The organism is Stenotrophomonas sp. TWI1409 (assembly GCF_039673015.1).
GTDB classification, from domain to species: domain Bacteria; phylum Pseudomonadota; class Gammaproteobacteria; order Xanthomonadales; family Xanthomonadaceae; genus Stenotrophomonas; species Stenotrophomonas maltophilia_A.
In genome coordinates this window covers 80,717-104,609 of record NZ_JBDJKU010000008.1, presented here as the reverse complement: position 1 = coordinate 104,609, position 23,893 = coordinate 80,717, and the positions used below count along the sequence as shown (strand labels likewise).

Below are 23,893 nucleotides of genomic sequence, written 5' to 3'. Positions count from 1 at the left end.
GCCCAGGACCGGGATGTGTCTGATTGCCGGCCAGCGGCCGGCACTACCGGCAAACGCCAGATTCGGCTACACCCCGGCCTCCACCAGATGGTCGATGAAACTGCGTACCTTCGGTGCCAGGTGGCTGCGGCTGGTATAGACCGCGAAGATGCCGATCGGCGAGGCCTCCCACTCGGGCAGAACGCGCACCAGGCGGCCATCGGCCAGTGCGTCTTCCAGCAGGAAATCCGGTTGCAGGATCACGCCCATGCCGGCGATTGCTGCTTCGCGCAGCACGTCGCCGTTGTTGGCGTGCAGCAGGCTGCTCACCGCCACCTTCACTTCGCCGCCGGGCCCCTGCAGCGGCCAGTTGTTGCCGGCGGCCCAGTAGCTGTAGCTCAGGCACGCGTGTGCCTGCAGGTCCTGCGGCGTCTGTGGGGTGCCGCGTGCGGCCAGGTAGGACGGCGCGGCGCACAGGCTCACCCGCGATTCGCCCAGACGTCGCGCGATCAACGTCGGCCCCGGCTCGCGGGTGATGCGGATGGCGACGTCGTAGCCTTCCTCGACCATGTCCACCAGCCGGTCGGACAGGGCCAGGTCCAGTTCCACCTGCGGGAAGCGTTCGCGGTAGCTGGCCAGCAGCGGGCCGAGGCGGGCGATGCCCCAGCTGACCGGTGCGTTGATGCGCAGCGTGCCGGAGGGCTCCAGCGCCTGCGCGCCGATGCTGGCCTCCAGCGCGTCGAACTCGGCCAGCAGGCGCACGCACTGGGCGTAGTAGGCGGCACCGGCACTGGTCGGGCTGACCCGGCGCGTGGTGCGGTGGAGCAGGCGGGTGGACAGGCGCTTTTCCAGCGCGGCGACCTGGCGGGTGACGCCGGCAGTGGACATATCCAGGGCCTGGGCGGCGGCACTGAAGCCGTTGCGCTCGACCACCGCCACGAACACGCGCATCGCCTCGAGGGTGTCCATTGTTGCGCCTTTTGAAATAAATACGGTCAATTCATCGTATTTATTGGTCCACGAAGGCGCAATAACCTGTGCCCACTCCCTTCAAGGTGTTTCCCCATGCACACCACGACCGCTCCTGTTTCGCCGCTGGCCCCGTACGGCGCCACCCTGCTGCGCCTGGCCCTGGGCGTGCTGTTCCTGGTCCATGCGCTGATCAAGCTGCTGGTATTCACCCCGGCCGGCACGGCGGCGTTCTTCGAGTCGCTGGGCCTGCCCGGCGTGCTCGGCTACCTCACCATCGGCGTCGAGCTGGTGATCACCGTCGCGCTCCTGCTGGGCATCTACGCACGCTGGGTGGGCCTTGTCGGTGTGCCGCTGCTGCTGGGCACCATCGTCACCGTGCACGGCGCCAACGGCTTCGGTTTCGCCAATGCCGGCGGCGGCTGGGAATACCCGGCGTTCTGGGCACTGGCGCTGGTAGTGCTGTTCCTGGTCGGCGATGGCAAGTGGACCCTGCGTTCGCGCTGATCGCCGCCTGACCCTGCAACTGGAGAATTCCATGTCCCGCCTGCCTTCGCTGTACATCTCGCATGGTTCGCCGATGACCGCCCTGCATCCGGGCCAGGTTGGCGTGCGCCTGGCCGAGCTGGCGCGCGACCTGCCGACGCCGCGCGCCATCGTGATGGCCTCGGCGCACTGGCTGGGCCGGCAGCCGCTGGTCGGCGCGCATCCGCAGCCACCGACCATCCATGACTTCGGCGGCTTCCCGCGCGCGCTGTTTGAACTGCAGTACCCGGCGCCGGGCGATCCGGCGCTGGCCGAAGAGGTGGCCGGCCGCATCGCCGCCGCTGGCCTGCCGGTGGCACTCGACCCGCAGCGTGGCCTCGACCACGGTGCCTGGGTGCCGCTGCGGCTGCTGCGCCCGCAGGCCGACATCCCGGTGGTGCCGGTGTCGATCCAGCCGATGCTCGGCCCCGAGCACCAGTTCGCGCTGGGCCGCGCGCTGGCGCCGCTGCGCGAGCAGGGCGTGCTGCTGGTCGGCTCGGGCAGCATCACCCACAACCTGCACGACTGGGGCGACTACCAGGACGGCAAGGAAGCGCCGTACGTGCGGCCCTTCATCGAGTGGGTGGAGCAGCGCCTGGCCGCCGACGACCGCCAGGCCCTGCTCGATTACCGCCGGCAGGCGCCGTTCGCCGAACGTGCGCACCCGACCGACGAGCACCTGCTGCCGCTGTTCTTCGCGATGGGCGCGGCCGGCGAGGGCGGCTTCGGTGCACGCCGCATCGACGCCGGTATCGATGCCGGCTTCCTCGCCATGGATCTGTACCGCTTCGACGGGGCATGAGCCGGGGCTGACGCGCGGCGGCCCCGGCCGTCGCGGTCATGGCCGCATGTGGTAGTTTTTTCCGGGTTTCCGGCGCTGGCTTGCGAGCCTCCCCGCGCGCCGCTTCCTGGAAGAAGCATGCATACCATTGAAGTCGTCCTGGCGATGCTGGTGGCCGTTGTCGCCAGCGGCTACCTGGTTCGTGTCCTGCCGTTCTCGTTGCCGCTGCCGCTGGTGCAGATCGGCCTGGGTGCGGTCATCGCCGGCGTGTTCAACCGCGGCCACGCGCTGGAGCCGGAGGTGTTCTTCCTGCTGTTCCTGCCGCCGCTGCTGTTCCTGGATGGCTGGCGTATTCCCAAGCAGGGGCTGTTCCGCGACAAGGGCGCGATCCTCGAGCTGGCGTTCGGCCTGGTGGTGTTCACCGTCATCGGCGCTGGCTTCCTCATCCACTGGCTGATTCCGGTGATGCCGCTGGCGGTGTGCTTCGCGCTGGCGGCCATCGTGTCGCCGACCGACCCGGTGGCGGTCGGGGCCATCGCTTCCAAGGCGCCGATTCCCAAGCGCCTGATGCACATCCTTGAGGGCGAGTCGCTGCTGAACGATGCCTCGGGCCTGGTCTGCTTCCGCTTCGCGGTGGCGGCAGTGATGACCGGCACCTTCTCGCTGGCCACGGCCTCGCTGACCTTCGTATGGGTGGCGGTGGCCGGCCTTGCTGTGGGCGTGGCAGTGACGCTGGGTGTGTCCACCTTCCAGCGCTGGCTGTGGCGCCGCTTCGGCGAAGAGCCGGGCGCGGCGATGCTGGTCAACCTGCTCATTCCGTTCGCGGCCTACCTGCTGGCCGAAGAGATCCATGCCTCGGGCATCCTCGCCGCGGTCGCCGCCGGTATCGCGATGAGCTATGTCGAGCTGACCGGACGCGTCTCCGGCAGCATGCGCGTGCAGCGCGCCGGGGTCTGGAACATGCTGCAGTTCAGCTTCAACGGCATCATGTTCGTGCTGCTGGGCGAGCAGCTGCCGGGCATCGTCGAACGCGCCACCACCACCATGAACGAGACCGGCCACCAGAGTGCGTGGTGGCTGCTGGTGTATGTGGTGGTGATCAATCTGGCACTGGTCGTGCTGCGCCTGCTGTGGGTGTGGCTGTCGCTGCGCTGGAACCTGCTGCGCGCGCGCCGTCGCGGCCTGGAGCGGGGCGAGGCGCCGAACTGGCGCATCGTGGTGGCGACCTCGGTGGCCGGCGTGCGCGGTGCGATCACCCTGGCCGGCGTGTTGACCCTGCCGCTGTTCCTGCCCGACGGCAGTGCATTCCCGGCGCGTGACCTGGTGATCTTCCTGGCCGCGTCGGTGATCCTGTTCTCGCTGCTGGGCGCCAGCATCGCACTGCCGCGGCTGTTGAAAGGCCTGCAGCTGCCGTCCGATTCGGGTGAGCGCAAGGAAGAGGATCTGGCGCGCCGGCTGTCGTCGAAGGCCGCACTGGCCGGGGTCGAGCGCATGCGCCAGCAGATGGTGATGAACCAGAACACCGAGAACGTGCAGCTGTACAACGATGCCGCCTCGCGGGTCAGCCTGCTGTACCAGCGCCACCTGGAGAAGGACAGCGACGGGCCCGACGTGGACCCGGAGAAGGTGCGGCGCATGGAACTGGGTTACCGCCAGCTGCGCAGCGCCGGCCTCAATGCCGAGCGCGAGGAGCTGTTCCGGCTGACCCGGCGCGGGGTGATCTCCGATGAGATCTCGCGACGCCTGATCCGCAACCTGGACCTGCTGGAATCGCGCAAGCGCGAATGACGCCGAATGTAGAGTCGAGCCATGCTCGACTGCTCTTGCCCCAGGCGTCATGAACCCGGAACGGAAAGCAGTCGAGCATGGCTCGACTCTACACAAGCCGGTTATTCCGGCTTCGTTTCCAGGAAATACGCCTCGACCTTGCCCTTGACCTTGATCGTCATCGGGTTGCCGCGGCGGTCGCGGGCCTTGCCGGCCTGCACGCGGATCCAGCCTTCGCTGACCGAGTATTCCTCGACGTTGTCGCGCTCGACGTCGTTGAAACGCACGCCAACGCCGCGCTCCAGCGCCTGCGCATCATGGAAGGGGCTGGCCGGGTTGATCGCCAGGTGGTCGGGAGGGGTATCGCTCATCGCTTCATTCACAGTGACGGCCACCAAGGCCGGCTTCAGCGGCACAGGATAAACCGTAGAATGCCGGCCTGCCCCAGAGGAAGTTCCGCCATGCCCGACAACAGCGACTATTTCGACTTCGAGGAAGACATCCACGACTTCGACGAAGACGGCTTCGAGGCGCGGGTCTGGAACCTGCTGGTGCTGATCAACCCGGGCGACGAAGAGCTGGCCCTGCAGCAGTTCAACCGCTGGCGCGAGCACCTGTCCGAGGACGGGCAGCCGCTGGAAGCGGACAGCGACTGGCTGCCGGCGCTGTTCACGGCCATTGCCTGGCAGTCCGGTTTCGAGGTGGAACGAGATGACCTGGAATCGCTGCAGTCGGCGGTGAACGAGCTGTCGGCGCGCTTCAACCTGCAGCTGGACTGGGGCGGCGACCTGGATGACGAGGACTTCGCTGAAGACCTGGACGGCGTGCAGCTGATGTCCACCGCCTTCGACCGCCTGCGCGAGCACAATTACACGCTGTGGAGCGTGGATGCCGGCAGCGACGGCTTCACCGGCGTGATGGCGCTGACCCGCGACGACGACGCGATGCTGGCGCTGTGCTCGCTGCTGAACGTGGAAATCCGGCTGGGCAGCGACCCGTTCTGAGATTGATGGTAGCGCCGGGCCATGTCCGGCGCTCCCATCTACGGCCGGTACTGCGCCCTGGCGTTGGCGATCACCGCTTTGACCAGCGCGCGGTCGGTGTGCCTTGAGATCGCCTGCGCGCCGAGCGCGATCGCCTGCGTACGCAGCTCGGCGGTGACGTCGTAGTGGGCGCCGCTGGCCTTGTTCTGGAAGGCCCGCGGGGGAATGCCGAGCTGCGCCGCCATCGCGTGCAGCTCGGCCAGGGTGTCGGCCATCAGGTGCGCCCAGCGCTGTCCGCGCCAGGGATGCACCGCGTCATCGACGTAGACCGTCACCGCCGCGGCCGGTTCAGGCCTGCGGCTTGCTGTCGCTGTCAGCGGCCGGAGCGGCCGGAGCGGCCTCGGCAGCGGCTTCTTCGGCCACGTCGCCCTCGGCGGCTTCGCCTTCCTCGCCCTCAGCAGCGTCGACGCCTTCGAACTCGGCGACCAGCTTGTCCAGGTACTCGTCAGCGGTCTGCTCGGATTCGGCGGCCAGGGTGTCCAGCAGCTTCTGCAGCAGTTCGGAGTACTCCAGGTTGACCTTGCGGCCTTCCTTCTCCTGCACGTTGGCCAGGTGCTTGAGCATGGCCAGCATCGGTACCGGGTTCTCGGCATTGCCCATGGTCTGGCCGCCGATGGCCAGCAGCCACTCACGGCCCTGCAGGCCGATGGCCGCGACCACCTGGCCGTCTTCGTTGGTCAGCACGGCATGGTTCTGCACCTGCTGCTGCGCGTTCAGGCGGAGGAACGGGCGCTTGGCCTGCTGCTTCTTGCGCTTGTCGCGCTTGGCCTTGGAGTTCTGGGACATGGGGTGGAGTCACCTGGAAACGGAAAGACCGCCATTGTAGCGGGTGCGCCGGGTCATGCCCCTGATGGGTGCGGACCTTGGTCCGCACGCTTTTCCCGGATGTGCGGACCAAGGTCCGCACCTACCGTTTACTTTGCCGGCCCCTGCGCGGCCTGCACGTCCGGGTCGGCGGCGGGGGCCGACAGCCCCACCTGCGGGCCGGCACCGGCCAGGGCGGCTGCTTCGGCGGCCTGGGTCATCACCACGATGCTGATGCGGCGGTTGATCGGGTTCTGCGGGTCGGCCTTGTCGAACAGCACCGACGAAGACAGGCCGACCACGCGGGTGATCTTGCTGTCCTCCAGGCCGCCGTCCACCAGTGCGCGCCGTGCGGCGTTGGCACGATCGGCGCTTAGTTCCCAGTTGCCGTAGCCGCGCGCGGCCGAATAGGCGGTGATGTCGGTGTGGCCGGTCAGGCTTATCCGGTTCGGCACGTGGTTCAGGTAATTGGCCAGCTCGTGCAGGATCTGCTGCGTGTACGGCTTCAGCGTGGCGCTGCCGAGGTCGAACATCGGCCGGTTCTGCTTGTCCACGATCTGGATGCGCAGGCCTTCCGGGGTCAGGTCCAGCAGCAGCTGGTCCTTGAACGGCTCCAGCGCCTGGCTCTTGCTGATCGCCTCCTGCAGTTCCTTCATCAGCGCTTCCAGCTGCTGCTTGTCGCGCTGCTGCTGGTCCACCGGCTGCGGCACCGCTTCCTTCTGGTTCTGGAAGGGATCGTTGCTGCTGCCCCGCGAGATGTCGGTGGCGCCACCGAGCTTGATCATCGAGGTGCTGGCGCCACCCGGGCCGGCCATGCCGGGCGCCGGCGTGGTGTTCTGCCCGCTCAGCGGGCTGGGGTTGCGGAAGTACTCGGAAATGGCCGCGCGGTCGTTCTTGTTGGTGGTGGCCATCAGCCACAGCACCAGGAAGAACGCCATCATCGCGGTCACGAAGTCGGCATAGGCCACCTTCCACGAACCGCCATGATGGGCGGCGTGGCCGGCCTTCTTGACCCGGCGGACGATGACGGTGGGCTTGGTCTCGGCCATGGCTTACTTGACCGTCTTCAGGTGCTGCTCGAAATCGGAGAAGGCCGGGCGCACGTTCGACGGCAGCGTCTTGCGGGCGAATTCCAGCGCGATCTTCGGGTTGTAGCCACGCAGACAGGCCAGCAGCGCGGTCTTCACCGATTCGTAGATGCGGCTGTCCTGCTCGGCGCGCGCTTCCATGGCGGCTGCCATCGGGCCGACGAAGCCATAGCCCAGCAGGATGCCCAGGAAGGTACCGACCAGCGCGCCGGCCACATGGCCGCCGACCTCGACGATATCCCCGCCGATCGAACCCATGGTGATGACGATGCCGAGCACCGCCGCGACGATGCCGAAACCGGGCAGTCCGTCGGCGACCTTGGTCAGCACCTGCGACGGCGCCATGGCCTCGGCGTGGTGCTTTTCCAGCTCCAGTTCCAGCAGCGGCTCCAGCTCGTGTGGCTCGATGTTGCTGCCGATCATCAGGCGCAGGCAGTCGGTGATGAAGTCGATCAGGTGGTGGTCGGCCTGCACCTTGGGGTAGTTGCCGAACAGCGCGCTTTCGGCCGGGCGCTCGACGTGGTCTTCCAGCGCCATGAAGCCTTCGCGGCGGGCCTTGTTGAGCAGTTCGTAGAGCAGGCTGAGCACATCGATGTAGTCCTGCTGCTTGTAGCGCGGGCCCTTGAACACGCCGACCATGGCCTGCAGGGTCTGCTTGACCGTCTTGGCCGGGGTGCCGACCAGGAAGGCGCCGAGCGCGGCGCCACCGATGATGACCAGCTCGTAGGGCTGCCAGAGGGCACCCAGGCGGCCGTGGGCACCGAGATAGCCCCCGATCACGCTGACGATGACGACCAGGAATCCAACGATGATGAGCATGGGGCGACGCAAGGAGAGGGGATATCTCCTTGTCGGCCCGTCGCCCGGTTTTCTGAAGAGGGAATTCTGTGAAATCGGTCAGCGGGGTGTTTCAGCCCGCCACGCCGCTTTCGGCGCCGCCACGCTGCAACGGGTCGGGCCAGGGCTCGCCATTGCCGGTGAACGAAAGTGAGACGGAGTTCAGGCAGTGGCGCTCGTAGGTGGGCGGCGGGCCGTCCGGGAATACGTGGCCCAGATGGCTGCCACAGCGCGCACAGGTGATCTCGGTGCGGACCATGCCGTGGCTGGTATCGCGGATTTCGCGCACGTGTGCCGGGTCGAACGGGGCGAAGAAGCTCGGCCAACCGGTGCCGGAATCGAACTTGGTGCTGGAGCGGAACAGCGGCAGCGCGCACAGCCGGCAGCAGTAGACGCCCTCGCGCTTGTTGTCGAGGAACACGCCGCAGAACGGCGCCTCGGTACCGTGCTGCAGCAGCACGCGGCGCTCTTCACTGCTGAGGCCGGCGATCAGCGCCTCGGTCTGGGTGGCGGTGGGGGGCGTCAGGTCGAAGGCAGTCATGGCGGCGCTCCGTGGGGTTGATGGCCTGGGGATGGCGGAAAACGTGGGGGTGCCGGCGCGCGCTTGCAAGTGTGATGGCCGTTCATGGCCGGCACACAGGTGCAGGCGCAAGGTGAATGTGATCCACGCCGGAGCGTGACATGAAACCGACCCTTTCCCTGCTGTTGATGGCCCTGTTGCCCCTGGTCGCGCAGGCCCAGGTACCGACGTCGTCGAGCCCGACCGCCACCCGCAGTGCCACCACCGTGGCACCGCAGCCGGTGATGCCGCCGCCGCAGGCCGCTCGCCCGCAGCCGCAGGTCCTGCCGTCGCCGCAGCCGGCGCAGCCGATCAGGTCCACCGGCCCCGCCCAGATCGCGCCCACCCCGGCGCCGAAGCCGGCCGACAAGGTGTACGACCGCAATGGCCGCATCGTCCCCGGGGTACGCCCGGCCGGTCCGAACCGCGTGTTCGATTCGCGTACCGGCCGCTATTACGACAGCGTGCCGGCCGGCGATGGCCAGCAGATCAAGCGCTGATCTCGGGTGCCAAACGAGGTTGGCAGCTACCGCACGCTGTCCGGCCTGAACGCACGAAAACAACCCGCTGCAGATCACTGCTTTTTCGCCTGCGATTAACCGTTCCGGGACCAACGTGACCGTGCGCCGGCATTCCGCCGCCGCATGTCCTTCGTCCACTGGATCGCGATCATGAAAAACCAGCAGAACCGTCATCCCGGCAAGGAACCGCAGGGCCGCAACCCGCAGCAACAGCAGCAACAGCAACAGATGGACCCGCAGCAGCCGCACAAGGGCGGCAAGCAGCAGGAACAGCGCTCGCAGAAGCATCCGCAGCAGCGCTGACGGACCCGGGGGTCAGAGCCCGCTGCACGGGATCTGGCCCCACTACCGTTCCGGACTCAATCCGGAATCGGCAGGCTCAGCGTCTCCTTCACCTCTTCCATCACGATGTAGCTCTTCGACTCACGTACGTGCGGCAGTGTCAGCAGCGTGCTGCCGAGCAGCTTGCGGTAGGACGCCATCTCGCTGATCCGCGCCTTCAGCAGGTAATCGAAGTCGCCCGAGACCAGATGGCACTCCAGCACGTTGGGCAGCTTCAGCGCCGCGCGCCGGAACTCCTCGAAGATGTCGCCGGACTTGTAGGCCAGGCTGATTTCCACGAAGACCAGCAGGCTGGCCTTTACCGCCGCCGGGTCCAGGTGAGCGTGATAACCGGTGATCACTGCTTCGCGTTCTAGGCGGCGCACCCGTTCGGTGCACGGGGTGGTCGACAGCCCGACCCGTTCACCCAGTTCGGTGAAGGAGATACGGCCCTCGGCCTGCAGGATGCGCAGGATCTTGCGGTCTATCTTGTCCAGTTCACGGGTACGTGTGGCCATGGCCGTCAACCTTGGGGAATGAATTGCAGGAGAACATCCTGCCGGTTGATCGCAAATCAGGCAAATCAACTGGTATTGGCTGTCTATACTTCCCCAATTATGGTCCCGGCACGCTCCAGTGCAGGGAATGATCGGGTTGGAGAAGTCCCATGCGAGTCCTAGTCCTCGGCAGCGGCGTGATCGGCACCACCAGTGCCTGGTACCTGCGACAGGCCGGGTTTGAAGTCACGGTCATCGACCGTCAGCCCGGCCCGGCGCTGGAAACCAGCTTCGCCAATGCCGGCCAGCTGTCGTTCGGCTACACCTCGCCGTGGGCCGCCCCGGGCGTGCCGAAGAAGGCCATCGGTTGGCTGTTCGAAAAGCACGCGCCGCTGGCGATCAAGCCGGGCATGGACCTGGCCCAGTACCGCTGGCTGTGGCAGATGCTGCGCAACTGCACCCACGAGCGCTACGCGATCAACAAGGCGCGCATGGTGCGCATGTCCGAGTACAGCCGCGACTGCCTGAACGAGCTGCGCGCGCAGATCGGCATCGAGTTCGAAGGCCGCGACCTGGGCACCACCCAGCTGTTCCGCACCCAGCAGCAGCTGGATGCCTCGGCGCAGGACATCGAGATCCTGGCCCAGTACGGCGTGCCGTACGAGGTACTGGACCGCGCCGGCATCATCCAGGCCGAACCGGCCCTGGCCCATGTCGATGGCCTGGTCGGCGCGCTGCGCCTGCCGCGTGACCAGACCGGCGACTGCCAGCTGTTCACCCGCCGCTTGGCGCAGATGTGCGTGGATGCCGGTGTCGAGTTCCGTTTCGACCAGGACATCACCGGCCTGGAGTTCGATGGCGATCGCATCACCGGCGTACGCATCGATGGCAAGCTGGAAACCGCCGACCGCTTCGTGGTCGCACTCGGCAGCTATTCGCCGGCGCTGGTCGCATCGCTGGGCATGCGCCTGCCGGTGTATCCGCTGAAGGGCTACTCGCTGACCCTGCCGATCACCGACCCGGCGATGGCGCCGACCTCGACCATCCTCGATGAGAGCTACAAGGTGGCGGTGACCCGCTTCGACGACCGCATCCGCGTCGGTGGCATGGCCGAAGTGGCCGGCTTCGACCTGTCGCTGTCGCAGCGCCGTCGCGAGACCCTGGAGCTGGTGGTCAGCGATCTCTACCCGAAGGGCGGCGACCTGTCGCGCGCGCAGTTCTGGACCGGCCTGCGCCCGGCCACGCCGGACGGTACGCCGGTGATCGGCGCCACGCCATTCCGCAACCTGTACCTCAACACCGGCCACGGCACGCTGGGCTGGACCATGGCCTGCGGCTCGGGCCGCTACCTGGCCGACCTGATGAGCGCGCGCCAGCCGCAGATCAGCACCGAAGGCCTGGATATTTTCCGCTACGGCCAGTACGGTCACGCGCCGCAACAAGAGAACCGCACATGCGTCCTGCCCGCGCGCTGATCGATCTGGGCGCCCTGCGCAGCAACTACCGGCTCGCCCGTGAACTGGGCGGTGGCAAGGCCCTGGCGATCATCAAGGCCGATGCCTATGGCCACGGCGCAGTGCGCTGCGCGCAGGCACTGGAAGGCGAGGCCGATGGTTTCGGCGTGGCCACCATCGAAGAGGCGCTGGAACTGCGCCAGGCCGGCATCCGTGCGCCGATCCTGCTGCTGGAAGGTATCTTCGAGCCCAGCGACATGGCGCTGGTGGCCGAGCATGATTTCTGGTTCGCCGTCGGTTCGCCGTGGCAACTGGAAGCCGTCGCTGCCTTCGACAGTCCGCGTCCGTTGACGGTGTGGCTGAAGCTGGACAGCGGCATGCATCGCCTCGGCCTGGACGTGGACAGCTTCCGCGCCGCGCATGCACGCCTGTCGGCGCTGCCGCAGGTCGAACGGATCGTGCTGATGACCCACCTGGCGCGTGCCGACGAGCTGGATAGCGAACGCACCCACGAGCAGGCGGCGACGTTCGCGCGGGCCATCGACGGCCTCGATGGCGAGACCAGTGTGTGCAACTCGCCGGCGCTGCTGGGCTGGCCGGATGTACGCAGCGACTGGGTGCGCCCGGGCCTGATGCTGTACGGCGCCAATCCGCTGCCTGACAACACTGTACTGACCGAGCGCCTGCGCCCGGTGATGACGATGCAGTCGAAGGTGATCGCCGAACGCTGGATCGAGGCCGGTGAGCCGGTGGGCTATGGCGCGCGCTTCGTGGCCAAGGCACGCACCCGCGTGGGCGTGGTCGCGCTCGGCTATGCCGACGGTTATCCGCAGTTCGCCCCGAATGGCACCCCGGTGCTGATCGATGGTCAGCCCGGTGCCCTGATCGGGCGCGTGTCGATGGACATGCTGACCGTGGACCTGACCGCGCACGCGCAGGCCGGCATCGGCAGCGTGGTGGAACTGTGGGGCAGTGCACCGACGCTGTCCGAACTGGCGCCGCGCTGCGGCGTGAGTGCGTACCAGCTGCCCTGCGCGGTCAAGCGCGTGGCGAAGGTCTATCAGGACTGACCGAACGCTGGCCGTGCACGGCTCTGGTAGCGGCCGACCTTGGTCGGCGCTGTGAATGCGTGTCGACCAAGGTCGACACCTACCGGTAGGTCTAACACGCAGTGGCCGCCGGGCGCGGTTCTGGTAGCGGCCGACCTTGGTCGGCGCTTTGAATGCGTGTCGACCAAGGTCGACACCTACCGGTAGGTCTAACACGCAGTGGCCGCCGCACGCGGCTCTGGTAGAGGCCGACCTTGGTCGGCGCTGTGAATGCGTGTCGACCAAGGTCGACGCCTACCGATGGGTCTAACGCGCAGTGGTCGCCGGGCGCGGCACTGGTAGCGGCCGACCTTGGTCGGCGCTTTGAATGCGTGTCGACCAAGGTCGACACCTACCGGTGAGTCGCGCCGCCCGGGATCATCGTGCGGCGGTGGCCTGGCTGGTCAGCTGCCGCTTCACCCAGTCATCGATCAGGCGCTTCTCGTAGCGCAGCGGATCACTGTCGCTCTTCAGCCCCAGGTTGTGCAGGTAGCCGGTATCGCTGAGGCGCGCATCGCCCTCGCTGACGATACGGCCGCTGGCGTCCTTCAACGTGTACTGCAGGCTGATCCGCGGCGGGTAGATGTCACGCATAATCCGGATGTCGCGGCCACGCGGGCCATGCCACGGCTCGTAGTCACCGGCGCGCTTGATGTCGACCAGGGTCACATCGAGGGTCTGCCCAGGCTGCAGCGGCTTGGCGGCGGTGGTCTGCAGGTAGCGTGCCAGCTGCTGTACCCAGTCGCCACGCTCGGCCTCGAAGCGGTTGGTGCTCTGGCGGATCTCGGTGAATTTGGCCGGGTCTTCCCATTTCACGCTGACCGGGCCATCGGCCTGCAACGCACGTGGCGCGTCCGCATCGGTCACGGTGCGCGGTGCAGCGTCGGCGCCGCCCGCCACCAGGGCGCCTGCCAGCAGGGCAATCGCGAGTGAGCGTTTCATGACGGTCTCCTGCGTCCCCGCGATGGGAACGATGTTGATCACAGATCGAGTGTGATCCTGCGGCCGGGCCGCCGCAATGGCAGATTGCGTCATGCGCAAGAGTGGTTGCCGCCAATTCATCGTCGTCAACCATGACTGACGGCGCTTGACGCTGTGAATACGCCCTTTGGAAGATGCTGTGCCTCCAACCCGGCCTGCACTGACGCCCTTGTCCACACTGCCGCCCCTCGTGGAGCGCCCACCGATGATGGTGCCGGCGCCCGAACCCGACCTGCATCATGGCGTGCTTGAGCGCATCAACGCCGGTTTCTGCGTGATCCAGGTGCTGTTCGAGGGCGATCGTGCGGTCGACTATCGTTTCATCGAGGTCAACGACGCCTTCGAGCGCCACACCGGCCTGAAGGATGCGCGTGGCCAGCGCATGACGGCGCTGGAACCGGGCCACGAGGAAGACTGGTTCCGTATCTACGGCGAAGTTGCCCGCAGTGGCCGGCCGGCACAGTTCGAGATGGAAGCGCGTGCGCTGGGCCGCTCGTTCGCGGTGGATGCGGTGCGCGTGGGCCGCCCGGGTGAGGACAAGGTCGGCATCCTGTTCTTCGACATCACCGCGCGCAAGCAGATGGAAGTGGAGCTGGGCGAAAGCGAAGCCCGCTTCAGTGCGCTGGCCGACGGTCTGCCGATGCCGGTGTGGGTGCTCGACGAGCGCGGCCATGCCCGTTTCGTCAACAGCGCTTTCAGTGAGTTCTTCGGCGGCGACGAGACGCGCGTGCCGGAAGACGTCTGGCGTGGCCTGGTGCACCCGGATGATGCGTCGGTGTTCGAGTACGAACTGCAGGAAGCGCTGAAGGCACAGCGGTCGATGCATGCGCTGGTGCGGGCCCGACGCGCCGATGGCGACTGGCGTTGGTTGGAGATGAACGCGCGTCCGCGCTTCTCGCGGATGGGCCGCTTCATCGGCCTGGCCGGCAGCAGCCCGGACGTGACCGAACGCCGCGAGATCGAACTGGCCCGCGAGGAGCTGCTGCAGTCCGAGCGTGCCGCGCGCAGCGCCGCGGAGAACATGGCGCGGCTGAAGGACGAGTTCCTGGCCACGCTGTCGCATGAACTGCGTACGCCACTGACCACCATCCTCGGTTGGAGCGAACTGCTGCTGCAGCGCGTGGACAACACCAGCCCGCTGTACAAGGGTCTGAACGTGATCGCCAACAGCGCCGGTGCGCAGAAGCGGCTGATCTCGGACATGCTCGACCTCAGCAGCATGCTGCTGGGCAAGGTGCAGCTGGAGGTGGAGATACTGGATCTGCGCGACCTGCTGGGCGAAGCCATCGGCGCGCAGGAGCTGGTCGCCGAAGGCAAGGCGCTGGACGTGAGCCTGCAGCTGCCGGAGCAGCCCAGCCTGGTGCTGGGCGATGCCACCCGCCTGCAGCAGGTGTTGTGGAACCTGCTGTCGAATGCGATCAAGTTCACCCCGGCCGAAGGCCGCATCGATCTGCAGCTGCAGGCCGACGGCAACCACTGGGTGATCACCGTGCGCGACACCGGCGACGGCATCGCGCCCGAATTCCTCAATCATCTGTTCAGCCGCTTCCGCCAGGCCGATGGCACCACCACCCGACGCCATGGCGGCCTCGGCCTGGGCCTGGCCATCGTGCAGCAGCTGGTTGAACTGCATGGCGGTACCGTCACCGCTGCCAGCGAGGGCCATGGCCACGGCGCCACCTTCACCGTGCGCTTGCCGCAGCACATTCCCGATGCCGAACGGCGGCCGCTGCGCGAAGTGATCAGCGGACCGATCCTGGAGCCGGTGATCGTCGAGCCGTATCCGCTGCGTGGCATGCACGTGCTGGCGGTGGAAGACCAGCCGGAAGTGCTGGAGTACCTGCGGCGCATGCTGGAAGAGCAGGGCGCAAGCGTGTCGGCAGCCAGCTCGGCCGGTGAAGCGCTGGCGCTGCTGGCCGATACCGGGCACCTGCAGTACCACGTGATGCTGACCGACATCGGCATGCCGGGCATGGATGGCTATGGCCTGGTGCGCACGCTGCGCGAGGACATGGGCGTGGATGCGATGACCCTGCCGGCGGTTGCCGTGACCGCGCTGGCACGTGCCGATGACCGGCGCCGGGCGCTGGCGTCGGGCTTCCAGGAACACGTGGCCAAGCCGTACTCGGTGGCGCAGCTGGTGGCTGCGGTACGCAAAGTGCAGGTGCCACGCGCGGACAGCGCGCTGCACTGAGCATTCACGGCCGATCGGCGACCCTGTACGCAGGAGGTCGCCGATGTCCCGTACAGCTCCCCGCATCCACACCGATCCGGCGCAGATTGCGCGCCTGGAAGCCCTGCTGCCGCAGCTGGAAGGCGAAACGCAGGTGGAACTGACCCTGCACGATGGTCGCCGCCTGCTCGGCACCGTCGCCGTGAAACCGACAGTGCAGCAGTACCGCAACGAGGCCGGCGACGAAGGCAGCAACGGCCAGCTGCGGCTGGATGACTACGATACGCCGGTGCAGCAGCACCACGTGTGGCTGGACGAGATCGCCAGCATCCGCAGGTTGCCGCCCAGGGTCTGACGGCAACCTGCCAACCCCATCCACGCATGGCGTGGACCTACTGGAAAGGGCCACGCATGGATGTGCGTGACCTCGTCATCGGCCAGGCCTCATGCCGTCCACGCACAGCGTGGATTTTCCAGAGGTTGCAGTAGAGCCACGCCATGCGTGGCTGTTGGGATCAATGCTCGAACAACGTAGGCGTCGCCTCGAACCGGCGCGCATAGGCGCGTTCTTCCGCCACCCTCGCCACCTCGTCGTCGGCCAGGTCCGGTGCGCCGTACACCGCATAGGCCACGCTTCCGTCGGCACCATGGCCGACCTGGTGCAGCCGGTAGCGCGAGTGGCCACCGCCGGTGTCCTCGGGGTAATGCACGGGCGGATGGCTGCCTTCCAGGTCCATTTCACTGTTGTCGACCACGCCACCGACGAACAAGGCTCGCATGCAGGTTCTCCTGGGTTTCCGGGGGGAGCCTCTACCCTGAACGTTTCAATGTTGCTGGCAGATCAAGGCCACGTTCGGGTTTCGCAAAGCGGCCGCCGGGGCCGGCCCGGCCAAGCCGGTACAATGGACGGCCCTCACGCTTGAAGTACCCGCGCCGATGGCCTCCAGCGACGACGCCCCCCTGCAGACCCTGTTCCTGCCGTTCTCCCAAGGCGCCCTGCGCTGGCCGGAGGGCCCGGTGGCCTTCCTGCGTGCCCGCGACGGCTGGCCGCTGCGCGAAGTGGCCGGCAACCGCGAAGTGCATTGCGAGCAGAGCTTTGCCCCGTTCGCGCAGCCGCTGCAGCAGGCCGCCGGCTGGACCGTCAGCGGCCAGCTGGATGATGTGGCCGGCAAGGGCCGCTACCCGCTGGTGCTGGTGCTGCCGCCGCGCCAGCGCGAGGAGGCCCGTGCCCTGTTCGCGCGCGCGCTGGCGCTGGTCGCCGACGGCGGCCGCATCGTCGCCTGCCAGTCCAACAACGAAGGCGCACGTTCGGGCGAGGGCGACCTCAAGCAACTGACCGGCCTCGGCGGCAGCCTGACCAAGAACCACTGTCGCGTGTACTGGACCGCCCCGATGCAGGGCCAGCACGACGCCGACCTGGCCAAGCGCTGGTCGGCGCTGGATGCGGTGCGGCCGATCGTCGGCGGCCGTTTCCTCAGCCGCCCGGGCGTGTTCGCCTGGGATCGCATCGACCCGGCGTCGGCGCTGTTGGCCGAGCACCTGCCGGCCGACCTGGCCGGGCGTGCCGCCGACCTCGGCGCGGGCTATGGCTATCTGTCGCGCGAGCTGCTGGAGCGCTGCCCGAAGATCACCGCGCTGGATCTGTACGAAGCCGAGCAGCGTGCGCTGGCCCTTGCCGAACTGAACCTGGCGCCGCCGCCGCGCGCGCTGCCGCTGCGCTTCCTGTGGCAGGACGTCACCGGCGGCATCGAGCCGGGCTACGACGTCATCATCAGCAACCCGCCGTTCCACACGCCCTCGCGCGCCGATCGCCCGGATATCGGCCAGCGCTTCATCGCCGTGGCCGCGCAGGCGCTGCGCCCGGGCGGACGCCTGTACGTGGTGGCCAACCGCCACCTGCCGTACGAGTACACGCTCAACGAGAGCTTTGGCGCGGTGCGCGTGATCGCCGAGCGTGATGGCTTCAAGCTGGTGGAAGCGGTGAAGGGGAAGGGCAAGTGAAGCTGGTCAAGCTCATCGCCAACCTGGGCTATGGCAGCCGCAAGCAGGTGCAGTGGATGTTCCGCGAAGGCCGCGTCACCGACGCCGACGGCGAGGTGCTGTATGCCGACGACCAGGTGCCGCACGAGGCGATCCGGGTCGATGGCGAGCCGCTGGACCCGCCGGTGGGGCTGTCGATCGCGCTGCACAAGCCGGCCGGCTACACCTGTTCGACCAAGGACACCGGCCGCCTGATCTACGACCTGCTGCCGCCGCGCTTCCGCGACCGCGATCCGGTGCTGTCCACCGTGGGCCGCCTCGACCGCGAGACCAGCGGCCTGCTGCTGCTGACCGACGATGGCGGCCTGCTGCACCGGATCATCTCGCCGAAGTCGAAGCTGCCCAAGGTCTACGAAGTGGAACTGAGCGACGACCTGCGCGGCGACGAAGTGGCGTTGTTCGCCAGCGGTACGCTGATGCTGGAGTCCGAGAAGACCCCCCTGCTGCCGGCTGAACTGGAAGTGCTGGATGCGCGTCGCGCACGCCTGGTGCTGCATGAAGGCCGCTACCATCAGGTACGCCGCATGTTCGCCGCCACCGGCAACCACGTGCAGGCCCTGCACCGCAGCCGTGTCGGCGGGCTGGACCTGCGGGGACTGGACGAGGGGCAATGGCGGCAGCTCACCTCCACCGATCTGGATACGCTGTTCGCTCCATGACCACCATCGCTGCGCTGCCGTTCCTCCCCGACGCCGTCATCTTTGACATGGACGGCCTGATGATCGACAGCGAGCGGGTCTCGCTGGCCTGCTGGAGCGAGGCGGCCGACGAATTCGGGCTGGGTCTGGACGAGACGGTGTTCCTGCGCATGGTCGGCCTCGGCGACCGCGATACGCACGCCCTGTTGCGCGCGCAGGGCATCGAGGACAGCGTGATCGACGCGGTGGCTGCACGTTGCCATGAGCTGTACGAAGCACGCACACAGACCGGCCTGCCGCTGCGTCCGGGCATTCTGGAGCTGCTGGAGCTGCTGAAAGCGCACGCGGTACCGCGCGCGGTGGCAACCACCACGCGGCAGCCGCGGGCCAACCGCAAGCTGGCCGCGGCCGGCCTGCTGCCGTATTTCGATGCCGTGATCACCAGTGGTGATGTGGCGCGGCCGAAGCCGGCGCCGGATATCTACCTGCTGGCCGCGCAGCGGCTGGGCCAGGTGCCCGAGCGCTGCCTGGCGCTGGAAGATTCACCGGCCGGCACGCGTGCAGCGCTGGCTGCCGGCATGACCGTGATCCAGGTGCCGGACCTGGTGCATCCGGATGAAGAGCTGCGCGCACTGGGCCACCGCATCGTCGGCTCGCTGGTGGACGCGCACGCGCTGCTGCTGCCGCTGCTGCCGAGGTAACGGTGGGCGCCGACCGTGGGTCGGCACACCCAATGCCCCGGTAGGTGCCAACCTTGGTTGGCACGCCCAAACGCCCCGGTAGGTGCCGACCGTTGGTCGGCACGCCTTCCCATCACACCCGCCCGAACACCAGCGCAGCGTTGGTGCCACCGAAGCCAAAGCTGTTGGACATCACGGTATCCAGCTTCTGCTCGCGGCTCTCGCGCAGGATCGGGAAGCTTTCCACCTTCGGGTCCAGTTCGCCGATGTTGGCCGAACCGGCAACGAAGCCATCGCGCATCATCAGCAGGCAGTAGATCGCCTCATGCACGCTGGCCGCACCCAGCGAATGGCCGGACAACGCCTTGGTCGAGGACAGCGGTGGCACCGCATCGCCGAACACTTCGCGGATCGCGTTGAGCTCGGTGACGTCGCCCAGCGGCGTGGAAGTGCCGTGGGTGTTGAGGTAGTCAAGCGGACGATCGACGCCCTGCAGCGCCATCTTCATGCAGCGCACCGCGCCTTCACCGGACGGCGCGACCATGTCGGCGCCATCGGAGGTCACGCCATAGCCGATCAGCTCGGCATGGATGTGCGCACCGCGCGCAACGGCGTGGTCGTAGTCCTCCAGCACCAGCATGCCGCCGCCACCGGCGATGACGAAGCCGTCGCGGTCCTTGTCGTACGGACGCGAGGCGCTGGCCGGGGTCTCGTTGAAGCTGGTCGACAGCGCACCCATCGCATCGAACATCACGCTCATCGACCAGTGCAGGTCTTCACCGCCACCGGCGAACATGATGTCCTGCGCGCCATGGCGGATCATGTCCGCGGCGGCGCCGATGCAGTGCGCCGAGGTCGCGCAGGCGGCCGACAGCGAGTAGCTGACACCCTTGATCTGGTAGGCGGTGGCCAGGCAGGCCGAGACCGTCGAGCACATCGTGCGCGGCACCATGTACGGGCCGACCTTGCGTACACCACGTTCGCGCAGCAGGTCGACTGCGCCGATCTGCCATTCGCTGGAGCCGCCGCCGGAACCGGCGATCAGGCCGGTGCGCAGGTTGCTGACCTGCTCGGGGCTGAGCCCGGCATCGGCGATCGCATCGCGCATGGACAGGTAGGCGAAGGCCGCCGCATCGCTCATGAAGCGCTTCTGCTTGCGGTCGATCAGCGCCTCCAGGTCGAGGTCGACGCGACCGCCTACCTGGCTGCGCAGGCCCGCTTCTGCGTGGTCGGCCAGGGCGGTGATGCCCGAGCGCCCTTCGCGCAGCGCAGCCGAAACGGTATCCAGATCATTGCCGAGGCAGGACGTGATGCCCATGCCGGTGATGACGACGCGACGCATCAGAAGCTCCCGGTTTCAGTGAACAGGCCGACGCGCAGGTCGCGCGCGCTGTAGATTTCGCGGTCATCCACGTACATGCGGGCGTCCGACTGGGCCATCACCAGCTTGCGGTTGATGACACGGCTGATGTCGATCTCGTAGCGCACCAGTTTGGCCTCCGGCAGTACCTGGCCGGTGAACTTCACCTCGCCGCAGCCCAGTGCGCGGCCCTTGCCGGGGGCGCCCAGCCAGGTCAGGAAGAAGCCGGTCAGCTGCCACATGGCATCCAGGCCGAGGCAGCCGGGCATCACCGGGTCGCCGATGAAGTGGCAGCCGAAGAACCACAGGTCCGGGCGGATATCCAGTTCGGCGCGTACCATGCCCTTGCCATGCGGTCCGCCGTCCTCGCGGATGTCGGTGATGCGGTCGAACATCAGCATCGGATCGTTGGGCAAACGGCCGGCGGCGGTGCCGAACAGTTCACCGCGTGCGCTGGCCAGCAGCTGTTCGCGGTTGAACGCGTGGAGACGGGTCATGAAGCACAATCCTGGAAGCGGGGAAACAGGGAAACAAGCGCTCGAGGATGCCCGTGGAAACTGCGCCGATCAAACATTTCAACCGTACGCAACCGTAGTGTTTTCAATGGAATACGCGCATCCTGTTGATGTGCAACGACCATACTTCGGCGTGTGGCCCGTTCGGCACGCCCCCGCCCTTTCCGCCTGACATGACCCGACTGCGCAAGATCATCCACGTCGACATGGACGCGTTCTACGCGTCGGTGGAGCAGCGCGACGATCCGTCACTGCGCGGCAAGCCGGTGGTTGTGGCATGGCGCGGCGCGCGCTCGGTGGTGTGCGCGGCCTCGTACGAGGCACGCGTGTTCGGCGTGCGTTCGGCAATGCCGGCGCTGCGTGCCGAACGCCTGTGTCCGGATGCGATCTTCGTGCCGCCGGACTTTGCACGTTACAAGGCGGTGTCACGCCACGTGCGCGAGATCTTCCTGCGCCACACCGACCTGGTCGAGCCGCTGTCGCTGGACGAGGCCTACCTGGATGTGACCGAGCCGAAGAGCGGCATCGAACTGGCCACCGACATCGCCCGCACCATCCGTGCGCAGATCCGCGAGGAGACGAACCTGACCGCTTCAGCCGGGATCGCGCCGAACAAGTTCCTGGCCAAGATCGCTTCGGACTGGCGCAAGCCCGATGGCCAGTTCGTGATTCCGCCGCAGCGGGTGGACGCGTTCCTGCTGCCGCTGCCGGTGAACCGCGTGCCCGGCGTCGGCAAGGTGATGGAAGGCAAGCTGGCCGCGCGCGGCATCGTCACCTGCGGCGACCTGCGGCAGTGGGCACTGATCGAACTGGAAGAGGCGTTCGGCAGTTTCGGCCGCAGCCTGTACAACCGCGCACGCGGCATCGACGAGCGGCCGGTGGAGCCGGACCAGCAGGTGCAGTCGATTTCCTCCGAAGACACCTTCGCCGAGGATCTGCCGCTGGAAGACCTGGGGGAGGCGATCGTGCAGTTGGCAGAGAAGACCTGGAATGCCACGCGCAAGACCGAACGCGTCGGCCACACCGTGGTGCTGAAACTGAAGACCGCGCAGTTCCGCATCCTCACCCGCAGCTTCACCCCGGAGCGCCCGCCGGAATCGATGGAAGAACTGCGCGACATCGCCCTGGCCCTGCGCGCCCGCGTCGACCTGCCGGCGGAGACCCGCTACCGGCTGGTGGGTGTCGGGCTCGGCGGCTTCCGCGAAAAGGAACCGATGGTGCAGGGCGAATTGTTCGAGCACTGATCATTGTCGTGCCGACCAACGGTCGGCACCCACCAACAGCAGCAGGTTCCATCAGCAGCAGGTTCCGACAGATGGCGGGAAACTGTCGAAGGCGGGGTGGGTCCGGTTGCGGGGGCGTGAGCGCCATGGATGGCGCGACCGAGCTTACATGGACGTACTTGCAGCGTCCCCCGCAACCGGACCCACCTCGCCATCCCACGGATAGCCAGCTGTTGCTGTTGCTTCGGCTGTTGCCGTTGCATTGAGCAGGTGCAGGGCGCAGCCCTGCAAAAGAAAACTCCCTACCTCATGGCCACTGCATCTCGCCCTTGGCCACCTTCGCACTCAACTCCAGCGACTCCACGCCCGCCAGCTTCGGGTAGCGCGCCTGCATTGCTTTCACCAGCGCCGCACTGTCCTTCGCCTTTGCCGCCTCAACATCGAACGCGCGGATGTAGTCCGAGGTGAAGCGCAGCGCACTGGCATCCAGTGCCGCACCCGGCGCGTAATGCCCCGGCACCACCACCTTCGGCTTCAGCGCCTGCAGCCGCTGCAGGGTCTGCAGCCAGTCGGCATGTGACTTCGGGGTCTGCGTGTCGGCCATCCACACGTGCTCGCCCGCCACTACCGGAATACCACCGACGATCGCGCGCAGCGACGGCACCCATAGCACCGTGCGGTCCGGGGTCGGGCCATCGAGGCCGATCAGCGGCAGGCGCTGGCCTTCCAGTTGCAGGGCATCGCCGTCCAGCACCTGCGGCACCACGATGCGCGCCGGCACGTCGGCACCCATCTTCGGCCCCCAGTAGGCCAGCTTGCCGGCCTGGGTCTGCTGGATGTGGGCGACGGTCTGCGCGGTGGCGACGATGCGCGCCTGCGGGAACGCGTCCTGCAGCGTGGCCAGGCCGAAGTAGTAGTCCGGATCACCGTGGCTGATGTAGATGGTGGTCAGCTGCTTGCCGCTGGCGCGGATCAGCTCGACCAGCTTGCGCGCGTCGCTGGCAGCAAACTGCGCATTGACCAGGATCGCGTCGTGGCGGCCTTCGATCAGCACCGAGGACACCGAGAACATCGCCTGCGGGCCGGGATGGAAGGTCTGCAGGTGCAGCTGGGATTTCGTGGCCGTGGCCGGCGCTGCGGCGGCCGGCGCGGCGAGCAGTGGCGCACTGGTGAAGCTGGCGGCCAGGGCGAGGGGGAGCAGCAGGGCAGCGGTACGCATGGGGCATTCCTTGTGGCGGACGGCGAGCCGGGCGTGGGCCTGGCTCACAGGTGGGTAGCGCCGGGCCATGCCCGGCGGCCTGGCATCAGTACGCCGCAGTGATGATCTGCTTCGGGTACTGGTGCGCTTCCAGCTCGGCGACGAACGCCACGCCGTAGTCGGCGTAGCTGATGCGGCTGTGGCCGCTGGCATCAGCGAGGAAGGCCTTGGCCTGCACGCGGTACTGGCCGCGCTGTTCACCCGGGCCGATTTCGGCGGCCGGCGAGAAGAAGGTCCAGTCCAGGTCATCCACCGCCTGCAGGCGGTTGAACGCCTCACGGTGTGCCAGTGCGTACGGCTTGTAGGCGTCCGGGAAGGTGGGGGTATCGACCAGCTGCACGCCGGGTGCGACTTCCAGACTGCCGGCGCCACCGACCACCACCAGGCGCGGTACACCGGCCTTGCGTGCGGCGGCGGCCAGCTGCGCGGCGACCTCGCCGACGCGGCCGATGTCATCGCCCGGGCGCGGGCCGTAGGCACTGGCCAGCACGTCGTGGCCGGTGATGGCGGCAACCAGCGCGTCCTGGTCATCCAGCGAGGCGATCACGGGATGGGCACCGGCCAGCTCGGCCGGGAGGTCCTGCGCGCTGCGCACGATGACAGTGAGTTCGTGGCCGCGGGCCAGCGCGTGGCGGGCGATCTGGCGGCCGATGTTGCCGGTGGAACCAACGAGGGCGATTTTCATGGCATGACTCCGTGGGGCGGTGTGGGGTGGGAATGGGGCCACTCTAGGCTGCTGCAGTTGCTCGAAAAACAGCGTATAACGCGCTTGTTTGTTGCATGGATCGAGCA

The 23,893-nt window shown here is 67.5% G+C and carries 28 protein-coding genes; 14 read left to right on the top strand and 14 right to left on the bottom strand.

Annotation, left to right across the window (positions count from 1 at the left end; all coding sequences use genetic code 11):
* Nucleotides 1-66: 66 nt before the first annotated feature.
* Complete coding sequence (locus tag ABE423_RS04875; protein WP_346485184.1) at nucleotides 67-948, bottom strand: LysR family transcriptional regulator; 882 nt, start codon at nucleotides 946-948, stop codon at nucleotides 67-69.
* Between the two features lie 96 nt (nucleotides 949-1,044).
* On the opposite strand from ABE423_RS04875, the gene ABE423_RS04870 reads away from it, so the two are divergent.
* From ABE423_RS04870 to ABE423_RS04860, 3 genes are all read left to right on the top strand, one after another.
* Entirely contained in the window at nucleotides 1,045-1,455 is a 411-nt protein-coding gene (locus ABE423_RS04870) for a DoxX family protein (protein ID WP_049424804.1), read from the top strand.
* A gap of 31 nt (nucleotides 1,456-1,486) precedes the next feature.
* Entirely contained in the window at nucleotides 1,487-2,275 is a 789-nt protein-coding gene (locus ABE423_RS04865; protein ID WP_049424806.1) for a class III extradiol ring-cleavage dioxygenase, read from the top strand.
* 117 nt (nucleotides 2,276-2,392) lie between these two features.
* On the top strand, nucleotides 2,393-4,042 hold the full coding sequence (locus ABE423_RS04860) for a Na+/H+ antiporter (RefSeq protein ID WP_032128751.1): 1,650 nt from the start codon (nucleotides 2,393-2,395) through the stop codon (nucleotides 4,040-4,042).
* 101 nt (nucleotides 4,043-4,143) lie between these two features.
* On the opposite strand, the gene ABE423_RS04855 is transcribed toward ABE423_RS04860, so the two are convergent.
* A complete protein-coding gene (locus ABE423_RS04855) occupies nucleotides 4,144-4,392 on the bottom strand; it encodes a DUF3297 family protein (protein WP_012509930.1) in 249 nt (82 codons plus the stop codon).
* Between the two features lie 90 nt (nucleotides 4,393-4,482).
* Between ABE423_RS04855 and ABE423_RS04850 the strand changes: the two genes are divergently transcribed.
* A complete protein-coding gene (locus ABE423_RS04850) occupies nucleotides 4,483-5,025 on the top strand; it encodes a hypothetical protein (RefSeq protein WP_049398337.1) in 543 nt (180 codons plus the stop codon).
* 38 nt (nucleotides 5,026-5,063) lie between these two features.
* Here ABE423_RS04850 and ABE423_RS04845 read toward each other — a convergent pair whose 3' ends face one another.
* The 5 genes from ABE423_RS04845 to msrB form a co-directional block, all read right to left on the bottom strand.
* On the bottom strand, nucleotides 5,064-5,339 hold the full coding sequence (locus ABE423_RS04845; RefSeq protein ID WP_049398338.1) for a DUF4031 domain-containing protein: 276 nt from the start codon (nucleotides 5,337-5,339) through the stop codon (nucleotides 5,064-5,066).
* 13 nt (nucleotides 5,340-5,352) lie between these two features.
* Complete coding sequence (locus ABE423_RS04840) at nucleotides 5,353-5,850, bottom strand: hypothetical protein (protein WP_032128748.1); 498 nt, start codon at nucleotides 5,848-5,850, stop codon at nucleotides 5,353-5,355.
* A 128-nt stretch (nucleotides 5,851-5,978) separates the two neighbouring features.
* The gene (motB, locus tag ABE423_RS04835) at nucleotides 5,979-6,917 is read right to left on the bottom strand and encodes a flagellar motor protein MotB (RefSeq protein ID WP_180837556.1); all 939 of its coding nucleotides are present in this window, start codon (nucleotides 6,915-6,917) and stop codon (nucleotides 5,979-5,981) included.
* Nucleotides 6,918-6,920: 3 nt separating this feature from the next.
* Nucleotides 6,921-7,775 carry a flagellar motor stator protein MotA gene (gene motA, locus ABE423_RS04830; RefSeq protein ID WP_032128746.1) on the bottom strand — a complete coding sequence of 285 codons (855 nt, stop codon included), beginning with the start codon at nucleotides 7,773-7,775 and terminating at the stop codon, nucleotides 6,921-6,923.
* 91 nt (nucleotides 7,776-7,866) lie between these two features.
* The gene (msrB, locus tag ABE423_RS04825; protein WP_005415117.1) at nucleotides 7,867-8,334 is read right to left on the bottom strand and encodes a peptide-methionine (R)-S-oxide reductase MsrB; all 468 of its coding nucleotides are present in this window, start codon (nucleotides 8,332-8,334) and stop codon (nucleotides 7,867-7,869) included.
* A gap of 140 nt (nucleotides 8,335-8,474) precedes the next feature.
* On the opposite strand from msrB, the gene ABE423_RS04820 reads away from it, so the two are divergent.
* Together ABE423_RS04820 and ABE423_RS04815 are read left to right on the top strand one after the other, a co-directional pair.
* Complete coding sequence (locus tag ABE423_RS04820) at nucleotides 8,475-8,852, top strand: hypothetical protein (RefSeq protein WP_049398340.1); 378 nt, start codon at nucleotides 8,475-8,477, stop codon at nucleotides 8,850-8,852.
* Nucleotides 8,853-8,996: 144 nt separating this feature from the next.
* Nucleotides 8,997-9,176: a hypothetical protein gene (locus ABE423_RS04815; protein WP_004140556.1), complete on the top strand. Its 180-nt coding sequence runs from the start codon at nucleotides 8,997-8,999 to the stop codon at nucleotides 9,174-9,176.
* Between the two features lie 56 nt (nucleotides 9,177-9,232).
* On the opposite strand, the gene ABE423_RS04810 is transcribed toward ABE423_RS04815, so the two are convergent.
* Nucleotides 9,233-9,712 (bottom strand): Lrp/AsnC ligand binding domain-containing protein, encoded by a 480-nt coding sequence (locus ABE423_RS04810; RefSeq protein WP_004140558.1) that lies wholly within the window; start codon nucleotides 9,710-9,712, stop codon nucleotides 9,233-9,235.
* A 149-nt stretch (nucleotides 9,713-9,861) separates the two neighbouring features.
* On the opposite strand from ABE423_RS04810, the gene ABE423_RS04805 reads away from it, so the two are divergent.
* Nucleotides 9,862-11,166, top strand: coding sequence for a D-amino acid dehydrogenase (locus tag ABE423_RS04805; RefSeq protein WP_032128742.1), 1,305 nt, complete (start codon nucleotides 9,862-9,864; stop codon nucleotides 11,164-11,166).
* Complete coding sequence (alr, locus tag ABE423_RS04800; RefSeq protein ID WP_125892444.1) at nucleotides 11,145-12,215, top strand: alanine racemase; 1,071 nt, start codon at nucleotides 11,145-11,147, stop codon at nucleotides 12,213-12,215. The genes ABE423_RS04805 and alr overlap by 22 nt, the downstream gene beginning before the upstream one ends.
* 396 nt (nucleotides 12,216-12,611) lie before the next feature.
* On the opposite strand, the gene ABE423_RS04795 is transcribed toward alr, so the two are convergent.
* Nucleotides 12,612-13,175, bottom strand: a complete 564-nt coding sequence (locus ABE423_RS04795) for a DUF3016 domain-containing protein (RefSeq protein WP_346485178.1) — start codon at nucleotides 13,173-13,175, stop codon at nucleotides 12,612-12,614.
* A gap of 244 nt (nucleotides 13,176-13,419) precedes the next feature.
* Between ABE423_RS04795 and ABE423_RS04790 the strand changes: the two genes are divergently transcribed.
* Nucleotides 13,420-15,408 (top strand): ATP-binding protein, encoded by a 1,989-nt coding sequence (locus tag ABE423_RS04790; protein ID WP_049424820.1) that lies wholly within the window; start codon nucleotides 13,420-13,422, stop codon nucleotides 15,406-15,408.
* 43 nt (nucleotides 15,409-15,451) lie between these two features.
* Nucleotides 15,452-15,742, top strand: coding sequence for a DUF3247 family protein (locus tag ABE423_RS04785; protein ID WP_049463459.1), 291 nt, complete (start codon nucleotides 15,452-15,454; stop codon nucleotides 15,740-15,742).
* A 160-nt stretch (nucleotides 15,743-15,902) separates the two neighbouring features.
* On the opposite strand, the gene ABE423_RS04780 is transcribed toward ABE423_RS04785, so the two are convergent.
* Nucleotides 15,903-16,166, bottom strand: coding sequence for a hypothetical protein (locus tag ABE423_RS04780; RefSeq protein ID WP_005407925.1), 264 nt, complete (start codon nucleotides 16,164-16,166; stop codon nucleotides 15,903-15,905).
* 157 nt (nucleotides 16,167-16,323) lie between these two features.
* Between ABE423_RS04780 and ABE423_RS04775 the strand changes: the two genes are divergently transcribed.
* From ABE423_RS04775 to ABE423_RS04765, 3 genes are read left to right on the top strand one after another with little or no spacing between them, the layout of a single operon-like run.
* The gene (locus ABE423_RS04775; protein WP_346485176.1) at nucleotides 16,324-17,388 is read left to right on the top strand and encodes a class I SAM-dependent methyltransferase; all 1,065 of its coding nucleotides are present in this window, start codon (nucleotides 16,324-16,326) and stop codon (nucleotides 17,386-17,388) included.
* Nucleotides 17,385-18,086, top strand: a complete 702-nt coding sequence (locus ABE423_RS04770; protein ID WP_279913795.1) for a pseudouridine synthase — start codon at nucleotides 17,385-17,387, stop codon at nucleotides 18,084-18,086. Before ABE423_RS04775 ends, ABE423_RS04770 begins: the two co-directional genes overlap by 4 nt.
* Nucleotides 18,083-18,766: an HAD family phosphatase gene (locus ABE423_RS04765; RefSeq protein WP_125892451.1), complete on the top strand. Its 684-nt coding sequence runs from the start codon at nucleotides 18,083-18,085 to the stop codon at nucleotides 18,764-18,766. The genes ABE423_RS04770 and ABE423_RS04765 overlap by 4 nt, the downstream gene beginning before the upstream one ends.
* A gap of 112 nt (nucleotides 18,767-18,878) precedes the next feature.
* Here ABE423_RS04765 and fabB read toward each other — a convergent pair whose 3' ends face one another.
* Both fabB and fabA read right to left on the bottom strand, forming a co-directional pair.
* On the bottom strand, nucleotides 18,879-20,087 hold the full coding sequence (gene fabB / locus ABE423_RS04760) for a beta-ketoacyl-ACP synthase I (protein WP_014645811.1): 1,209 nt from the start codon (nucleotides 20,085-20,087) through the stop codon (nucleotides 18,879-18,881).
* Nucleotides 20,087-20,602 (bottom strand): 3-hydroxyacyl-[acyl-carrier-protein] dehydratase FabA, encoded by a 516-nt coding sequence (gene fabA / locus ABE423_RS04755; protein WP_005407930.1) that lies wholly within the window; start codon nucleotides 20,600-20,602, stop codon nucleotides 20,087-20,089. The genes fabB and fabA overlap by 1 nt, the downstream gene beginning before the upstream one ends.
* 191 nt (nucleotides 20,603-20,793) lie before the next feature.
* Here fabA and dinB point away from each other — a divergent pair, with 191 nt between their 5' ends.
* A complete protein-coding gene (dinB, locus tag ABE423_RS04750) occupies nucleotides 20,794-21,864 on the top strand; it encodes a DNA polymerase IV (protein ID WP_346485172.1) in 1,071 nt (356 codons plus the stop codon).
* Between the two features lie 286 nt (nucleotides 21,865-22,150).
* Here the strand turns inward: dinB and ABE423_RS04745 are convergent, their stop codons facing one another.
* Together ABE423_RS04745 and ABE423_RS04740 are read right to left on the bottom strand one after the other, a co-directional pair.
* Nucleotides 22,151-23,062 (bottom strand): MBL fold metallo-hydrolase, encoded by a 912-nt coding sequence (locus ABE423_RS04745; RefSeq protein ID WP_346485170.1) that lies wholly within the window; start codon nucleotides 23,060-23,062, stop codon nucleotides 22,151-22,153.
* An 85-nt stretch (nucleotides 23,063-23,147) separates the two neighbouring features.
* Nucleotides 23,148-23,786, bottom strand: a complete 639-nt coding sequence (locus ABE423_RS04740; protein WP_346485168.1) for an NAD(P)H-binding protein — start codon at nucleotides 23,784-23,786, stop codon at nucleotides 23,148-23,150.
* Nucleotides 23,787-23,893: the final 107 nt, after the last annotated feature.

Coding starts and splice junctions, on each gene's coding strand:
- ABE423_RS04875 (WP_346485184.1), bottom strand. CDS start 948: ATGGACACCCTCGAGGCGATGCGCGTGTTCGTGGCGGTGGTCGAGCGC.
- ABE423_RS04870 (WP_049424804.1), top strand. CDS start 1,045: ATGCACACCACGACCGCTCCTGTTTCGCCGCTGGCCCCGTACGGCGCC.
- ABE423_RS04865 (WP_049424806.1), top strand. CDS start 1,487: ATGTCCCGCCTGCCTTCGCTGTACATCTCGCATGGTTCGCCGATGACC.
- ABE423_RS04860 (WP_032128751.1), top strand. CDS start 2,393: ATGCATACCATTGAAGTCGTCCTGGCGATGCTGGTGGCCGTTGTCGCC.
- ABE423_RS04855 (WP_012509930.1), bottom strand. CDS start 4,392: ATGAGCGATACCCCTCCCGACCACCTGGCGATCAACCCGGCCAGCCCC.
- ABE423_RS04850 (WP_049398337.1), top strand. CDS start 4,483: ATGCCCGACAACAGCGACTATTTCGACTTCGAGGAAGACATCCACGAC.
- ABE423_RS04840 (WP_032128748.1), bottom strand. CDS start 5,850: ATGTCCCAGAACTCCAAGGCCAAGCGCGACAAGCGCAAGAAGCAGCAG.
- motB (WP_180837556.1), bottom strand. CDS start 6,917: ATGGCCGAGACCAAGCCCACCGTCATCGTCCGCCGGGTCAAGAAGGCC.
- motA (WP_032128746.1), bottom strand. CDS start 7,775: ATGCTCATCATCGTTGGATTCCTGGTCGTCATCGTCAGCGTGATCGGG.
- msrB (WP_005415117.1), bottom strand. CDS start 8,334: ATGACTGCCTTCGACCTGACGCCCCCCACCGCCACCCAGACCGAGGCG.
- ABE423_RS04820 (WP_049398340.1), top strand. CDS start 8,475: ATGAAACCGACCCTTTCCCTGCTGTTGATGGCCCTGTTGCCCCTGGTC.
- ABE423_RS04815 (WP_004140556.1), top strand. CDS start 8,997: ATGTCCTTCGTCCACTGGATCGCGATCATGAAAAACCAGCAGAACCGT.
- ABE423_RS04810 (WP_004140558.1), bottom strand. CDS start 9,712: ATGGCCACACGTACCCGTGAACTGGACAAGATAGACCGCAAGATCCTG.
- ABE423_RS04805 (WP_032128742.1), top strand. CDS start 9,862: ATGCGAGTCCTAGTCCTCGGCAGCGGCGTGATCGGCACCACCAGTGCC.
- alr (WP_125892444.1), top strand. CDS start 11,145: ATGCGTCCTGCCCGCGCGCTGATCGATCTGGGCGCCCTGCGCAGCAAC.
- ABE423_RS04795 (WP_346485178.1), bottom strand. CDS start 13,175: ATGAAACGCTCACTCGCGATTGCCCTGCTGGCAGGCGCCCTGGTGGCG.
- ABE423_RS04790 (WP_049424820.1), top strand. CDS start 13,420: ATGATGGTGCCGGCGCCCGAACCCGACCTGCATCATGGCGTGCTTGAG.
- ABE423_RS04785 (WP_049463459.1), top strand. CDS start 15,452: ATGTCCCGTACAGCTCCCCGCATCCACACCGATCCGGCGCAGATTGCG.
- ABE423_RS04780 (WP_005407925.1), bottom strand. CDS start 16,166: ATGCGAGCCTTGTTCGTCGGTGGCGTGGTCGACAACAGTGAAATGGAC.
- ABE423_RS04775 (WP_346485176.1), top strand. CDS start 16,324: ATGGCCTCCAGCGACGACGCCCCCCTGCAGACCCTGTTCCTGCCGTTC.
- ABE423_RS04765 (WP_125892451.1), top strand. CDS start 18,083: ATGACCACCATCGCTGCGCTGCCGTTCCTCCCCGACGCCGTCATCTTT.
- fabB (WP_014645811.1), bottom strand. CDS start 20,087: ATGCGTCGCGTCGTCATCACCGGCATGGGCATCACGTCCTGCCTCGGC.
- fabA (WP_005407930.1), bottom strand. CDS start 20,602: ATGACCCGTCTCCACGCGTTCAACCGCGAACAGCTGCTGGCCAGCGCA.
- dinB (WP_346485172.1), top strand. CDS start 20,794: ATGACCCGACTGCGCAAGATCATCCACGTCGACATGGACGCGTTCTAC.
- ABE423_RS04745 (WP_346485170.1), bottom strand. CDS start 23,062: ATGCGTACCGCTGCCCTGCTGCTCCCCCTCGCCCTGGCCGCCAGCTTC.
- ABE423_RS04740 (WP_346485168.1), bottom strand. CDS start 23,786: ATGAAAATCGCCCTCGTTGGTTCCACCGGCAACATCGGCCGCCAGATC.